This window comes from Pseudomonas sp. NPDC089996 (assembly GCF_044748405.1).
Lineage (GTDB): Bacteria > Pseudomonadota > Gammaproteobacteria > Pseudomonadales > Pseudomonadaceae > Aquipseudomonas.
Genome location: NZ_JBIVGA010000007.1, coordinates 1 through 14,883, shown reverse-complemented (window position 1 = coordinate 14,883; position 14,883 = coordinate 1). Strand labels below are relative to the sequence as shown.

General features: G+C 63.1%; 13 protein-coding genes. 7 read left to right on the top strand and 6 right to left on the bottom strand.

Features of this window, described 5'->3' with window-relative positions:
- The 6 genes from ACIPW4_RS13760 to ACIPW4_RS13735 all read right to left on the bottom strand — a co-directional run bounded on the left by ACIPW4_RS13760 (position 1) and on the right by ACIPW4_RS13735 (position 7,132).
- A complete protein-coding gene (locus ACIPW4_RS13760) occupies positions 1-1,866 on the bottom strand; it encodes an alkaline phosphatase D family protein (protein ID WP_400658660.1) in 1,866 nt (621 codons plus the stop codon).
- A gap of 96 nt (positions 1,867-1,962) precedes the next feature.
- Positions 1,963-2,889, bottom strand: coding sequence for a transaldolase (gene tal, locus ACIPW4_RS13755; protein WP_400658658.1), 927 nt, complete (start codon positions 2,887-2,889; stop codon positions 1,963-1,965).
- A 174-nt stretch (positions 2,890-3,063) separates the two neighbouring features.
- Positions 3,064-4,074, bottom strand: coding sequence for a tRNA dihydrouridine(20/20a) synthase DusA (gene dusA / locus ACIPW4_RS13750; RefSeq protein WP_400658657.1), 1,011 nt, complete (start codon positions 4,072-4,074; stop codon positions 3,064-3,066).
- Positions 4,075-4,203: 129 nt separating this feature from the next.
- Positions 4,204-4,644, bottom strand: coding sequence for a type II toxin-antitoxin system YafO family toxin (locus ACIPW4_RS13745; protein ID WP_400658655.1), 441 nt, complete (start codon positions 4,642-4,644; stop codon positions 4,204-4,206).
- Between the two features lie 8 nt (positions 4,645-4,652).
- Positions 4,653-5,156, bottom strand: a complete 504-nt coding sequence (locus ACIPW4_RS13740; protein WP_400658653.1) for a hypothetical protein — start codon at positions 5,154-5,156, stop codon at positions 4,653-4,655.
- Between the two features lie 203 nt (positions 5,157-5,359).
- Entirely contained in the window at positions 5,360-7,132 is a 1,773-nt protein-coding gene (locus ACIPW4_RS13735) for a phosphoethanolamine transferase CptA (RefSeq protein WP_400658651.1), read from the bottom strand.
- Between the two features lie 481 nt (positions 7,133-7,613).
- On the opposite strand from ACIPW4_RS13735, the gene ACIPW4_RS13730 reads away from it, so the two are divergent.
- The 7 genes from ACIPW4_RS13730 to ACIPW4_RS13700 all read left to right on the top strand — a co-directional run bounded on the left by ACIPW4_RS13730 (position 7,614) and on the right by ACIPW4_RS13700 (position 14,709).
- The gene (locus ACIPW4_RS13730; protein WP_400658650.1) at positions 7,614-7,871 is read left to right on the top strand and encodes a hypothetical protein; all 258 of its coding nucleotides are present in this window, start codon (positions 7,614-7,616) and stop codon (positions 7,869-7,871) included.
- 217 nt (positions 7,872-8,088) lie between these two features.
- Complete coding sequence (locus ACIPW4_RS13725; protein ID WP_400658649.1) at positions 8,089-8,376, top strand: DUF3077 domain-containing protein; 288 nt, start codon at positions 8,089-8,091, stop codon at positions 8,374-8,376.
- Between the two features lie 345 nt (positions 8,377-8,721).
- Positions 8,722-9,354, top strand: coding sequence for a hypothetical protein (locus ACIPW4_RS13720; protein WP_400658648.1), 633 nt, complete (start codon positions 8,722-8,724; stop codon positions 9,352-9,354).
- 252 nt (positions 9,355-9,606) lie between these two features.
- Positions 9,607-10,089, top strand: a complete 483-nt coding sequence (locus ACIPW4_RS13715; RefSeq protein WP_400658646.1) for a formate dehydrogenase subunit gamma — start codon at positions 9,607-9,609, stop codon at positions 10,087-10,089.
- Complete coding sequence (locus ACIPW4_RS13710; RefSeq protein ID WP_400658645.1) at positions 10,083-11,642, top strand: formate dehydrogenase beta subunit; 1,560 nt, start codon at positions 10,083-10,085, stop codon at positions 11,640-11,642. Before ACIPW4_RS13715 ends, ACIPW4_RS13710 begins: the two co-directional genes overlap by 7 nt.
- Entirely contained in the window at positions 11,639-14,509 is a 2,871-nt protein-coding gene (gene fdhF, locus ACIPW4_RS13705; RefSeq protein WP_400658644.1) for a formate dehydrogenase subunit alpha, read from the top strand. The genes ACIPW4_RS13710 and fdhF overlap by 4 nt, the downstream gene beginning before the upstream one ends.
- The gene (locus tag ACIPW4_RS13700; RefSeq protein WP_400658642.1) at positions 14,506-14,709 is read left to right on the top strand and encodes a formate dehydrogenase subunit delta; all 204 of its coding nucleotides are present in this window, start codon (positions 14,506-14,508) and stop codon (positions 14,707-14,709) included. Before fdhF ends, ACIPW4_RS13700 begins: the two co-directional genes overlap by 4 nt.
- Positions 14,710-14,883 lie beyond the last annotated feature (174 nt).

The window sequence follows — 14,883 nt, the reverse complement described above, 5'->3', positions numbered from 1 at the left end:
TCAGCCTGTGCTGGCCTCCACAACGCCATCAGGCCGCGCAAACTCGGTCGCTTCGCTACCGTCAGCACTCAGCTGCAAGACTCGCGCTGGCCGCCCCTGATCATCGAAGAACACCTGCCCCAACCCCGCGCCATTCCACAACCGCTCCCCGGCCTTGCTGCGGCTGGGCGTGCGTGGCACCACCTCCATCTGGCGGCGCTTGGTGAACCAGTTCAGCGGTGAACGTGGCGAGTACAGCCAGCGGTTGAGCCGATCCAGCACGTCCAGCAGGCGCCGCGGGAACTCGTTCTTGATCCCGCTGCTGGTCACCTGCCACAGATGCGGGCTGCGCTGGCGATGGCGGATCAACACCTCGTAGACGAACGAGTAATGCACATCACCCGACAGGATCACGTAATGCCCCGGTGTACGCGAATGGCGGAAGATGTTCAGGATCACCTGTGCCGCGCCGCGGTGGGCCATCCAGTTCTCGGCATCCACAAGCAACGGGTAGCCCAGCCAGCTAAACACCTTCTGCACGGTCTCGATCAGTTTCACGCCAAAGATCGGTGCTGGTGACACGATGATTGCCGACGGGTGATCCAGCAGCGCCTGCTGCAGCTCGCTCAGCGCTTCCCAGTCGAGCAGGCCGGACGGCTTGCCCAGGTCGCTTTCACTGCGCCAGCGGCGTGTGCGGGTGTCCAGCACCAGCAGTGGTGGCTCGCTGGGCAGGCTGTACTGCCAGCCCTGGAAGCGCAGCAGTTCGCCAATCAGCTCGTCCTGCTGCCGGGTCAGTGCCAGGCATTGCCCGACCAGCCCGTTGCAGGCATCCGGGTCATTGCCCCACGCCTGGCACAACAGGTAGCCGAGCAGCGCATTGCCAATGATCCGCCGCGAGAACGGGTGGCCATAGGCAGTTTCCTCCCACTGCGCCGAGAGGTTCCAGTCGTCGGTGATGTCGTGGTCGTCGAAGATCATCAGGCAGGGCAGATGAGCCATGACCCGCCCCACGTGGCCCAGGTTGGCGGCGAAAGCCTCGATCAGCGGCAGCTCATCGCGGTAGCGCTGCTGGTGCTCAGGCGGCAGCCCGGCAGGCATGCTCAGGTCTGCCAGGAGCCAAGGCTGCGGCGACCACACCAGCAGGTACATGGCCATGACTTCGGCGAAGGTCACCAGGTGGTTGTCGGCATTGCTGGAAGAGAAGATCGGTTTGCGCTTGCCGCCGAAGAAGCGCTCGCGCAGGGTTTCATTGCGTTCCTGGGCCGGCAACAGGTCTGCGCGGTGATAGTAGCTGGCCGGGTGGCGGTAGAGCGCCTGGCTGTCAGCGACCACTGCGCCGTCCAGCGCCTCGTCGAACAGGCCCAGGCGCTCGATCAGCGAATGAATGGCGCACAGCATCGGGCCAGCAACGTCATCGGCGTAAACCTGATCGCCAGTCATCAGCAGCACGGCAGGGCGGTCTTCCGGCTTTTCGCAGGCCTGCAGCAGGCGGTCGGCGCAGAGCAGGCCATCGGCGGCTGGGTGATGCGGTTTGCGGCACGAGCCATGCAGCAACTGATCGAGGCGGTCGCGCAACACCAGGCTGGGGCGCAGGCTGCCTGGGTAAAGCAGGTGCGGGGCCCAGCCAGCGATGCCCTGGCCGTCGATCAGCAGGTCGTACTCGATGGCTACGTTGCGTGGCAGGGGCTCGGCGAAGTAGATGTCCAGCAGGTGAACGAAGGCATGCCGGCCGATTGCAATGATCTGGCAATCAACCCTGGCGGTGCCGTCGAAGATGAATTGCGGTTGCAGGGCCTGGCTGCCGACCAGCCAGATGGCCAGCCTTTGCGGCTCGAGGCGGCGCAGTACCGGGCCGGCGAGCACGAGGGGCAATGGAGATGAAGTCATTTTGCCTTTGAGTTCAGAACGCTTTTACAGCCCGCAGAAACAAATCGGGCGGGAAATGCTGAAGATTCCCCGCCCGCTTGGCAAACCGTAGATGTATCAGGCTTTTTCAGCCATCACTGTCTCCAGTTTTTCCTGATCCCGGGCAAACTGGCGAATGCCTTCGGCCAGCTTCTCGGTACCCATTGCATCTTCGTTCATGGCCCAGCGGAACTGGCTTTCGTTCAGCACCTGCTTGGCCTCACCGGCATTGCCCGGCTTCAGGATACGCGGCAACTCGCCCTGGTCGCTGCCCAGCTTGTCCAGCAGGTCCGGGCTGATGGTCAGGCGATCGCAGCCGGCCAGTTGTTCGATCTGGCCGATATTGCGGAAGCTGGCGCCCATGACCACGGTGTCGTAGCCATTGGCCTTGTAGTAGTTGTAGATGCGCGTGACCGACTGTACCCCCGGGTCTTCAGCACCGACGTAGTCCTGGCCGGTGCTCTTCTTGTACCAGTCGTAGATACGGCCCACGAACGGCGAAATCAGGAACACCCCGGCGTCGGCGCAGGCCTGGGCCTGGGCGAAGGAGAACAGCAGCGTCAGGTTGGTCTGGATGCCTTCCTTTTCCAGCTTCTCGGCGGCGCGGATGCCTTCCCAGGTGGAGGCCAGCTTGATCAGCACGCGGTCTTTCGACACACCTGCCGCTTCGTACAGGTCGATCAGCTGGCGCGCCTTGGTCAGCAGCGCTGGCTCATCGAACGACAGGCGAGCGTCCACCTCGGTGGAGATACGCCCCGGGATGACCTTGAGAATGCCCGAGCCCACGGCCACGGCAAACTTGTCGCAGGCCAGGTCGACATTGCCCTTGGCATCGGCCTTGACCTGCTTGAGCAGCTCGGCATAGCCCGGCATGGCGGCGGCCTTGAGCAGCAGCGACGGGTTGGTGGTGGCATCGACCGGTTTGAGGCGGGTGATGGCATCCAGGTCCCCGGTGTCGGCGACCACGGTGGTGAACTGCTTGAGTTGTTCCAGCTTGGAGGTCATGGGCGTGCTCTGTCCTGTGCATTTACTCGACATTACCCGACGCCAGACGGGCGCTCAAGAGGCCTGTGGGGCGGGGGACAATTGCCGAAGGTGAGGATTCGAGTCGCCAGTGGGCGCGAGGTTCCCCAAGCCATTCCAGATGTAGCGCGCCCCCTGTAGGAGCGAGTATGAGGGTTACCGCCCCTGCATCAACTCCGCCGCCTGATCGAACACCACCAACGGTTCCGCCGCCTTGTGAATATCCGCCGACAACAACTGCCGGAACCGCCGCGCCCCCGGGAACCCTTGGCCAAGCCCCAGAATATGCCGGGTGATGTGATGCATCGCGCCGCCACTCTCCATATGCGCCACGATATAAGGCCGCAGTTGCTCCAGCGCCTCGCTGCGGCTGACCACCGGCGCTTCGCTGGCAAACAGCTGCTGATCCACCTCCGCCAGCAGGTAGGGATTGTGATATGCCTCACGCCCCAGCATCACGCCATCGAAGGTCTCAAGATGCGCCTGGCACTCCGCCAGTGTCTTGATCCCGCCATTGAGCACGATTTCCAGGTCCGGGAAGTCGGCCTTCAACTGCGCGGCCACGTCGTAGCGCAGCGGCGGGATCTCGCGGTTTTCCTTCGGCGACAGCCCCTCGAGAATCGCGATCCGCGCATGCACGGTAAAGCTCCGGCAACCGGCCTCACGCACCTGGCCGACGAAATCGCACAGTTCGGCATAACTGTCGCGGCCGTTGATACCGATGCGGTGCTTCACCGTCACCGGCGTGGACACCGCATCCTGCATGGCCTTGACGCAATCGCCCACCAGCGCCGGGTGGGCCATCAGGCAAGCGCCGATCATGTTGTTCTGCACCCGGTCGCTCGGGCAGCCTACGTTGAGGTTGACCTCGTCGTAGCCGGCTTCCTCGGCCAGCCTGGCGCAGGCGGCCAGGTCGGCCGGCACGCTGCCGCCCAGCTGCAGGGCCAACGGGTGTTCGGAGACGTCGTGGCGCAGGAAACGGTGGGCGTCGTTGTGGAGGAGGGCGCCGGTGGTGACCATTTCGGTGTAGAGCAGGGTGTGCTTGGAGAGCAGGCGCAGGAAGAACCGGCAGTGGCGGTCAGTCCAGTCCATCATCGGTGCAACAGAAAACCGCCGCGTTGGATCAGGACGTTGGGCTGCCGGTGTTCCGGCGAGTACTTGGGGCATCTGAGACACGTGTTGGGTACCAGGCTCGGCGTGGCTGAGCAGAAGAGGATAGGAAATTGCCATAGTCTACCAATTTGACGTGTCTCGCGTCCGAGGCAGTGATGGTTGGCGGGCGCCAGTTTTCGGTTGCTAATTCAGGTCCCGCCACTCCTTGGCCAGGCGCGCCAGATGCCGCATAGCTGAAACATCGCGGGCCTTGGCGTGAGCGTCTGGCCACAAAAAGGCGAGCAGCAGGTAGCGATCCTCGTATAACTCACCGGGTACATAGATCAAAGCGGCATCCTCTCCAGGTTTACCGTTTTTGCAGACCCTGTCCCGCTGCGGTACATTCTTGGGAAAGACAGCGGGCGGAATTCTAATATGGATGTGCATCATGCAGGCCTGTAGCGCCAGAGGCGGCTGCGTGTAGGGCACATCTCGCCCGAATATTGAAGGAATGGAATGTCGTTCGGACTCTATGTAGCGCTCGAACTCGCTTTTCAATCGACCGGAGAGGTCAGGATACTTTGCATCGAGAGGCGCGAAAAAAGCTTCATACGTGCCAGGATGGAAGGCAACCTCGATTGACATCCGTTGGCTCAGCCCAGATGGCGAACTTTGTCTGAAGTATGGTCAGCCAGGTCCCGAAGGGCCTCACCACTGAGCTCACTCTGGAACTCGGCGGGCTTGACCAGAAACTGCTGGTAGAAACTGTCGATAGCGACCATTCGGGTCCGCACCCTGGCTACCGCTCTGCGCAGGCCCAAGTGCTCGTTTTGAAGCGCTGTCGGCACGCTGGCACCCTTAAGGTCACTCTCCAGCTGCCTCACGGCCTTGAGCAGTTCGATGTTTTTCACGTACTTGGCGTTGTCGAACGCATCCGCACTGACAAGCGTGACCACGTTTTTGGCATAGATCGAGTCCAGCTCAAGCCAGCCCTGCGTGATCAGGCCAATCACGCCACTGAGGTCCGAGAGGCCCGACGGGGCGGCGCTGGCTTCGCGAACCTGAGCGAAACCGCCCTGGCGTGACAATGTGGAGTAATCACCGACCAAGGCGAGAGCGGCAACGATAAGTGCCGGTGCTGCCGCTTTGATTGACATGAGTACCTCCAGTTTGCCCAGCAGATCCGCTGAATTCGGAAGGCGATTATCGACCGCAGGGCACAAGAGTCAATTGCTGGCGCGCCACGAATTTGTAAAAACGATAAACGTGGCGCTCAGGATCACTATAGTCGAGGCAGGTGATGAGGCAGAAGTTCAGTCCAGAGGGCTTCACGTTCAGCCTCAATTGCGCAGAGTGCTACTCAAGGCTTGGCAGGCTGCACCTTGCTGATTTCCGCCGTCTCTTGTACTCGGTCTGCCTTGCCCTGCGGCAACAGGTCAAACTCATGCAAGCCATCCTTGCGATACGGGTCGCCAATCCACCGAGGTGACGCAGCGAACTGCGCGTTCACCAGGCTCTTGGCCGGCTCGTACTTGTCATAACTCAACCCTGCCAGGTCCGACAACGTATGAATCAGGTGCGAGCTGCTGTAGGCGCGATTCGCCATCGCCTGCAGGTCGCGCGGATGCTCGGCCTGCCAGCTCGGTGAAGTCCACAGCAGGAACGGCACGGTGTACATCGGCCGGGTTGGCGCGCCTTCGTTGCGGCCCAGGCGGTCGTGGTTGCCGGAGCTGTACACGTCTTCGCCATGGTCGGACAGGTAAACCAGGAAACCGTTGGGGGTGGTTGCCGAATACTGCCTGATCAGGCTCGACACCACGAAGTCGTTGTAGCGCACCGCGTTGTCGTAGAAGTTGTAGGTTTGCACCTGGTCTTCAGTCAGCGCAGCGGGCGCGCCTTTGCGGTCGGTGAAGTGCTGGTAGGCATCCGGGTATCGGTAGCGGTAGTCCATGTGCGTGCCCAGCAGGTGGACGATGATGAACTTCTTCGGCGCCGGGTCCTTCAAGGCTTTTTCAAACGGCGGCAGCACCACTTCGTCGTACTGGCTGGCGTTCTGGTTGCGCTGGTTGTTCAGGTACACCGGCACGTCCGTCTGCTGCGAGAAGGTGGTGAGCATGGTGTTGCGCTTGGTCATCGTCTGCTGATTGGTGATCCAGAAGGTCTTGTAGCCTGCCTGTTTCATCAGGTTGATCAGCGAGGGGTCGGTGAGGAAGCGATCCGGGTGCTCTTCGTCGCCGAAGGTGAGGATCTGCTGCATCACTTCGATGGTGTAGGGGCGCGGGGTGACCACGTTCTGGAACACGGTCAGACTCTTGTCGGCGGCGGCCAGTGCATCCAGGTTGGGGGTGGTGTCGCGGTTGTAGCCATACAGGTGCATGTGTTCGCGGGTGGTCGATTCACCGAGCACCAGCACCAGCGTGCGCGGGGCTTCGCCGCTGCTGTCCTGGAGGTTCTGCAGGGGCGGCAGGGCGGCGTTCTGGGCCAGCAGGTGCTGCATGTTGTTCAGTTGCTGCAGGTACTGGCGGTAGCCGACCACCAGCTGCCATGGCACGGCAGGCTCCATGCGTTGCTGCACTTTCTCTGCCGCATCGGCGAAATTGCGTTCCTGGGTGACCATCTGCTTGTAGAACGGCAACACCAGGTTGGCGACCAGCAACAGCACCACCACCGGAATACGACTGCGCAGGCTGAGGGTGACCGGGCGGATGCGCGTCCACAGCAGCACGGCAACAGCGGTATAGGCCAGCAGGCCGAGCATCAGGCCGATGCTGAAGTACTGGCTGAAGTATTCGCCCGCTTCGGCGGTGTTCGACTCGAACATCACGAAGATGACGCTTTGCGAGAATTCCTGGTGGTAAATGCCGAAGTAGCTCAAACCCACCAGGGAGGCAGCCCACAACACCACGCCGATGACGGCGGCGAGGGTGCGGGTCAGGCGTGGTAGCAGCAGGACTGGGACGAGCCACAGGGTGCTGAGGAACAGGGCATCGCGGAAGCCGGCGAAACCGGTGGTGCCACTGAACAGCAGAAGCGCCTGGGTGACGCCGGAGAAGTACCAGAAGAACAGCAGGAGCCAGCCCAGGCCGGCCCAGTCCACGCGCTTGGGCGCGAATGGGGGTGCGGTGTTTGCCACGTGTGCCTCGTTGAACCATGGCGGCAGCTGGAAAGAGGGGGCTGCCGGAGAGGCTGAGACGCTAGAGGGCGGATCGTGAAAAATTTGTTAACGAATTATGCAAAAAGTCTTAACAAATCTTTACGGCGAGGGTGGAAATCAGTGGTTCCTACAAAAGATGAAACAGTTTTTTCCTCTAGCTTGTAGGACGCGTCTGAATCAGTCTTTGGGGCATTGCGGTGGGAAACTTAGCTCCCTAGGCTGGCGGTGCGGTTGCAAATTCAATGGCCAGGTCTGCAAGCCTGTGGGTTCACTAGGAATACCACCATCAGCTGATCGTGTTTCGCACCCGGCTGCGTTTTATGGTGGCTACGTACGGGTGATCTTCGGATCAGCCGGGGTTTCTAGTTGACCTGGTCTTGCAGGCCTGTACGTAGCCGCCACCCAATCATCTGCAAGTGAGCAGGTGGCGATTTTTTCAGTTCAACTAGAGATTTTCGCCATGCTCAAAATAGTACCTGACCCACCCTTCGTCCCCGACGCATCCTACTACCTCGAAGACACCCTGATAGAGGCCACCGAACACCTGCTCTGCGGCCTTGCCGTGGCCCAGCAGGCCGTCACCACGCTGCCCAAGTCATCCGCCACCGTAATGACTCTGTCGATGATGCATGAGATGGAGGCGGTGCGCGCGCTGCTGGAGTCGGCGATTGCGCAGGTACAGTTGAAGAGCCCTCGGCAGGCGCACACCCTGCACTGATCCGACTTCCGATATCTACAGGTAAATCGCTGCTATCAAGCCATACACGGCTTTTGTGGGAGCGGCCTTGCGTCGCGAAAGGGCCGCAAAGCGGCCCCCGGATTCCGGCAGTGTCGCAACTATCGCGGGGGCTGCTGCGCAGCCCTTTCGCGATGCAAGGCCGCTCCCACAATGGACCGTGCATGGTTGGATAGTGGCGCAGGCAAGAGGATTGCAAATGGAAAAGGAATACCCCGAAGTAACCGGCAGGCTTGGCATCACTGTCGGCTCAGCCACCTGCCTGGAAGGCCTGGCCAAAGGCAAGCGCCTGTTCCGCGTAGAGCCCGGCAACTGCTGCGACCACGCCATGGCGCAAGCCTCGGTATTGATGGACTGCTCGCGCCGCGCCTCCTTCATCGGCGTGATGGACGACGAACCCGTGCTGGTCTGGGCCTCGCACTACCTGTGCGAGATGGCCAAGGCACTGATGGATGATGCGCACCTCGGAATGCTCAAGACCAAGTGAAGCAATGCGTGGCATTCGACACATTACGCAAAGCCGTGAAAGCGGCGGTTACATTGCTGAGCGCCGTCGCTCGCCCAAAGCGCCCATCGTTCATCCGGCATTCCGGATTTTTTTCACTGCTTGGCCAAGTGCCGTTGGTCACCTCGGATGGCGTGAGCATGGCAATGATCCGGGTTTTGTACGATGATTTTCGTATTGCTAGGGACGAGCTATGGAAATTGGCTTCAAGAACACCAGGCGGGCAGTCATTGCTGCCCTTGAGTCAGGCAGTTATCTGCACGTGTCGCGTGGTATGGAGCCAGACACCTGGTTCATCAGTGTTCACCAGTAGTGAGTAATCCGATCATGAAGATTCTGTTCGAAGGGGATGCCGGCAAGGCGCTCTGTGAGCACTGCCAGGCGGTGGTGCCAACGCACTACAGCCGCCGGGACGTTCCGTTCAGTGATGGCCAGGGTGTTGCCAAGGATATTCTCGTGGGCATATGCAGCCAGTGCGATACCGTCGTGGCCATACCCCCGCAGTCCACCCCGGCCATTCGCGAGGCCCGCAAGCAGCAGCTGAAATCCATCGAGGCACGTTTGCCTGCCGTTTACCTGGATGTGCTGGATGCTGCCATGCATGCGGTCAGCTGCGACGCTGGGGCAAATCTGCGCAAGCTGTTTCTCGCTCATTACTTCCAACTGTTGGTGCGAAGTCACCAGAGTGATCAGTTGCAAACCGCACATGACGCGTTCATGCAAAGCCTGGAGCAGCATCGGCAGCAGCGTGGGTTGGCGCCCTCCAGCTCGACACGGCGTCTGTCCATGAAGGTAAACCCTTACATGGCGGAGGACTTTCTGGCCCTTCAGCAGCAGACCCACATGAATCAGACCGAACTGCTCAAGTCGGTCATCGCTCGGATTCAGTCGGATGTTCTTGAGCACAGGAATCAGAACGTGATTCATACCCTGCAGCATTTGGCCCGGCTAGCGGTATAGAAGCGACAAAACCGGCACAGACCCGAGGTCGGTTTCAGAATGCGCCTGGTCGCTCGCACACTACCGTTTGCCGCCACAAGTGCCATGCTTAGTGGATGCCCATGAGCCCAGTGCGCGCAGACGCACGGCCATCGGCAAGGAGGCCCCCGCGCCCACGCCACCGTGACGTGGCCGGTGTGCCGCAGCAGAACACGCCGGATACCTGCCCCCCACAACCATTCAGGCAGGGTCCGTGATGCCGAGGTCCGCTGTATGCCTGATGAACTGCTTCATCTGCCGGTAATCCAGAGCATCCTGATCCGTGAGAAGGACACCCCCGGCGCGCTATTGCCGATCCTCCACGCTGTCCAGGAAGCTGTCGGTTTCATCCCCGAAGCTGCCGTCCCTGAAATCGCCCATGCCCTGAACCTCAGCCTCGCCGAGGTGCGCGGGGTGATCAGCTTCTATCACGACTTCCGCACTTCGCCGCCTGCCCGCCACACCCTGCGGCTATGCCGTGCCGAGTCGTGCCAGAGCCGAGGCAGCGAAGCCCTGGCCGCGCAACTGCGCGAACAGCTGGCGCTGGATGACCACGGCACCAGCGCCGACGGGGCCATCAGCCTGCGCCCGGTGTATTGCCTGGGCGCCTGCGCCTGTTCGCCGGCGCTGGAGCTGGATGGCCAGGTGCATGCACGGCTCACCCCCGAGCGCCTGCGGGCGCTGGTGAACGGTTGCCTGGAGGGCCAAACATGCTGAAGTTGTTTATTCCCTGTGACTCGGTCGCCCGTGCAGTCGGCGCCGATCAGGTCGCCGATGCACTAAAGGCCGAGGCCGAGCGCCGCCAACTGGCCATCGACATTCAACGCACCAGCTCGCGTGGCCTGTATTGGTTGGAGCCGCTGCTGGAATTTGAAAGCCCCGAAGGGCGCCAGGGCTTTGGCCCGGTCACCCCGGCAGACGTCCCGTCGCTGCTCGATGCCCTGGCCAGTGGGCCCGGCGGCCATTCGCTGGCGCTGGGCCCGGTCGAAGACATCCCCTACCTGAAAACCCAGCAACGCCTGTTGTTCGCTCGCGCCGGCATCACTCGCCCATTGTCGCTGGACGACTACCGCGCTCACGGCGGTTTCAAGGGCCTGGAAAACGCCGTTGCGCTGGACGGCGCCGCCGTGGTTGCCACCGTGCTCGATTCCGGCCTGCGCGGCCGGGGCGGGGCGGCGTTCCCGGCCGGCATCAAGTGGCGCACCGTGCGCGAGGCCAAGGCAGGGCAGAAGTATGTGGTGTGCAACGCCGATGAAGGCGACTCCGGCACCTTCGCCGACCGTATGCTGATGGAAGGCGACCCATTCCTGTTGATCGAGGGCATGATCATCGCCGGCCTCGCTGTCGGGGCCGACAAAGGCTACATCTACGTACGCTCGGAATACCCCGACGCTATCCGTGTGCTCAACCAGGCGTTCACCATCGCCCGCGACGCCGGCTACCTCGGCGGCGACGTGGCTGGCAGCGGCCAGGCCTTCGACCTGGAAGTGCGGGTGGGCGCCGGCGCCTATATCTGCGGCGAGGAAACCGCGCTGCTCGAGTCCATCGAAGGCAAGCGCGGCATCGTTCGCGCCAAGCCCCCACTGCCCGCGCTCGAAGGCCTGTTCGGCCTGCCGACGCTGGTGCACAACGTACTCACGCTGGCCTCGGTGCCGACCATCCTGGCCGAGGGCGCGGCGTTCTACCGCGATTTCGGCATGGGCCGTTCGCTGGGCACCATGCCGTTTCAGCTGGCCGGCAACATCCGCCACGGCGGCCTGGTGGAACGCGCCTTCGGCCTCACCCTGCGCGAGCTGGTGGAAGGCTACGGCGGCGGTACCGCCAGCGGGCGCCCGCTCAAGGCCGCCCAGGTCGGCGGGCCGCTCGGCGCCTGGGTGCCGCCCAGCCACTTCGATACACCGCTGGACTACGAGGCGTTCGCTGCCATGGGCGCGATGCTCGGCCACGGCGGCGTGGTGGTGGCCGACGATACCCTGAACATGGCCAGCATGGCGCGCTTCGCCTTGCAGTTCTGTGCCGAGGAATCCTGTGGCAAGTGCACCCCCTGCCGGATCGGTTCGACCCGCGGCATGGAGGTGGTCGACCGGCTGATCGCCACCCGCGACTTCAGCGAACGGCATGACCAGGCCCTGCTGCTGCGCGACCTGTGCGACACCATGCAGTACGGCTCGTTGTGCGCCATGGGCGGCATGACAGCCTACCCGGTGGCCAGCGCCCTCAAGTATTTCCCTGCCGATTTTGGGCTGACCACCCCGGAGGCCACGCAGTGATCAACTACTTCGACCCCGAGACTGATCTGGGTACCCCGGCCCGTGAAAGCGACGTGCAGATCAGCCTGAACATCGACGGCCGCAGCATCAGCGTGCCCGCCGGCACTTCGGTGATGCGCGCCGCCGCCATGCTTGGCACCAGCATCCCCAAACTATGCGCCACCGACAGCCTGGAAGCCTTTGGCTCGTGCCGCATGTGCATGGTGGAAATCGACGGCATGCGTGGCTACCCGGCCTCCTGCACCACGCCGGTCAGCGAAGGCATGGTGGTGCGAACGCAAACCCCGCGCCTGGCCGACCTGCGCCGCAACGTGATGGAACTGTACATCTCCGACCACCCGCTGGACTGCCTGACCTGCTCGGCCAATGGCAACTGCGAGCTGCAGACCGTCGCCGGCCAGGTCGGTTTGCGCGAGGTGCGTTACGGCTACGACGGCGCCAACCACCTGGCCGAGAAGAAGGACACCTCCAACCCGTACTTCGACTACGAGCCGAGCAAGTGCATCGTCTGCAGCCGCTGCGTGCGTGCCTGCGAAGACATCCAAGGTACCTTCGCCCTGACTATCACCGGGCGAGGGTTCGACTCGCGGGTGGCAGCGGCGGGGGGCGACAATTTCCTGGCCTCCGAATGCGTGTCGTGCGGTGCCTGCGTGCAGGCCTGCCCGACGGCGACGCTCACCGAGAAGAGCCTGGTTCAGCTTGGCCAGCCCGAGCGCGCGGTGATCACCACCTGTGCCTACTGCGGTGTGGGCTGCTCGTTCCGCGCCGAGATGAAGGGCGACCAGCTGGTGCGCATGGTGCCGGACAAGAACGGCGGCGCCAACCACGGCCACGCCTGCGTCAAGGGCCGTTTCGCCTGGGGCTATGCCACCCACCCCGACCGCATCACCAAGCCGATGATCCGCAAGCGCCTGGAAGACCCTTGGCAGGAAGTCAGCTGGGACGAGGCGGTGACCTACGCCGCCAGCGAGCTGCGCCGTATCCAGCTCAAGTACGGGCGCGATTCCATTGGTGGCATCACGTCCAGCCGCTGCACCAACGAAGAAGCCTACCTGGTGCAGAAACTGGTGCGCACGGCGTTCGGTAACAACAACGTCGACACCTGCGCGCGGGTGTGCCACTCACCGACCGGCTATGGCCTGAAGCAGACCCTGGGCGAGTCTGCCGGCACCCAGAGTTTCGATTCGGTGATGCAGGCCGACGTGGTCCTGGTGATCGGCGCCAACCCCACTGACGCCCACCCGGTGTTCGGCTCGCAGCTCAAGCGCCGCCTGCGCCAGGGCGCACGGCTGATCGTCATCGACCCAAGGCGCATCGACCTGGTCGACTCGCCCCACGCCCGTGCCGACCTGCACCTGCAACTGCGCCCTGGCACCAACGTGGCCATGCTCAACGCCCTGGCCCACGTGATCGTCAGCGAAGGCCTGCTGGCCCAGCGCTTCATCGACGCCCGCTGCGAGACCGAGGATTTCGCCCGCTGGCGCGACTTCGTCAGCCTGCCGGAAAACGCCCCGGAAGCCCTCGGGCCTGTCTGTGGCGTGCCTGCCGAGCAGATTCGCGCCGCCGCCCGGCTGTATGCCACTGGCGGCAACGCGGCGATCTACTACGGGCTGGGCGTGACCGAGCACAGCCAGGGCAGCACCGCCGTGATGGGCATCGCCAACCTGGCCATGGCCACCGGCAACATCGGCCGCGAAGGGGTAGGGGTGAACCCGCTGCGCGGGCAGAACAACGTGCAGGGCTCCTGCGACATGGGCTCGTTCCCCCATGAGCTGCCCGGTTACCGGCACATCTCCAACCAAGGTGTGCGCGCCGAGTTCGAGCAGGCCTGGGGCGTGACCCTGCAGCCCGACCCGGGCCTGCGTATCCCCAACATGTTCGAAGCGGCGCTGGATGGCAGTTTCAAGGCGCTGTACTGCCAGGGCGAGGATATCGCCCAGAGCGACCCCAACACCCAGCACGTCACCGCCGCCCTGCGGGCGATGGAGTGCGTGGTGGTGCAGGACATCTTCCTCAACGAGACGGCCAAGTTCGCCCACGTGTTCCTGCCGGGCAGCTCGTTCCTCGAGAAGGACGGCACCTTCACCAACGCCGAGCGGCGCATCTCGCGGGTGCGCAAGGTCATGGAGCCGCTGGCAGGCAAGGCCGACTGGGAAGCCACCGTGGCCCTGGCCAATGCTTTGGGCTACCCGATGAACTACCGCCACCCCGGCGAGATCATGGACGAGATTGCCCGCCTGACGCCGAGTTTCCACCGCGTCAGCTATGCCGAGATCGACCGCCACGGCAGCCTGCAATGGCCGTGCAACGACGCCGCCCCGGACGGCACCCCGACCATGCACATCGACCAGTTCGTGCGGGGCAAGGGGCGCTTCATGCTGACCGGTTATGTGCCCACCGACGAGAAGGTCAACAACCGCTACCCGCTGCTGCTGACCACCGGGCGCATTCTCAGCCAGTACAACGTCGGCGCCCAGACCCGGCGTACCGGCAACACTGCCTGGCACGATGCCGACCGGCTGGAGATCCACCCCAGCGATGCAGAAAGCCGTGGCATCCGCGACGGCGACTGGGTAGGGATCGGCAGCCGCGCAGGGCAGACCGTGCTACGCGCCAAGGTCAGTGCGCGCGTGGCGCCGGGGGTGGTATACACCACCTTCCACTTCCCTGAGTCCGGTGCCAACGTGATCACCACCGACAACTCCGACTGGGCCACCAACTGCCCGGAATACAAGGTCACTGCGGTGGAGGTGGTGAAGGTGTTCCACCCGTCGGAATGGCAGAAGCGCTACCAGGACTTCAGTGATGAACAGCGGCGTCTGCTCAAGGAGCGCCGCACTGCGGAAAAAGCCGAGGTGCGTCGATGAGCAGCGAGAACCTGGTCAAGATGGCCAACCAGATCGCCCATTACTTCGACAGCGAGCCAGACCGGGCGCTGGCGGTGCAGGGGGTGAGGCAGCATCTGAACAGTTTCTGGACACCGGCGATGCGCCGGCAGCTGGGGGACTGGATTGCTGACCATGGCCAGGACGGGCTGGATGCCAAGGTAGTGGAGGCCCTGGCTTAGCGCTGGCCTGTGCCGGCCTCTTCGCGGGCTTGCCCGCTTCCACAGGTACTGCGCAGGCCTCAAGGCCTGTAGAGAACCTTGGACTGCCCCCCAAAAGTTGGACAGTTTTAAGCTGCCGCCTGGGTCCTGTACTCGACAGGGCTCAGGCCATTGAGCCTCAGCTTGATGCGGTCA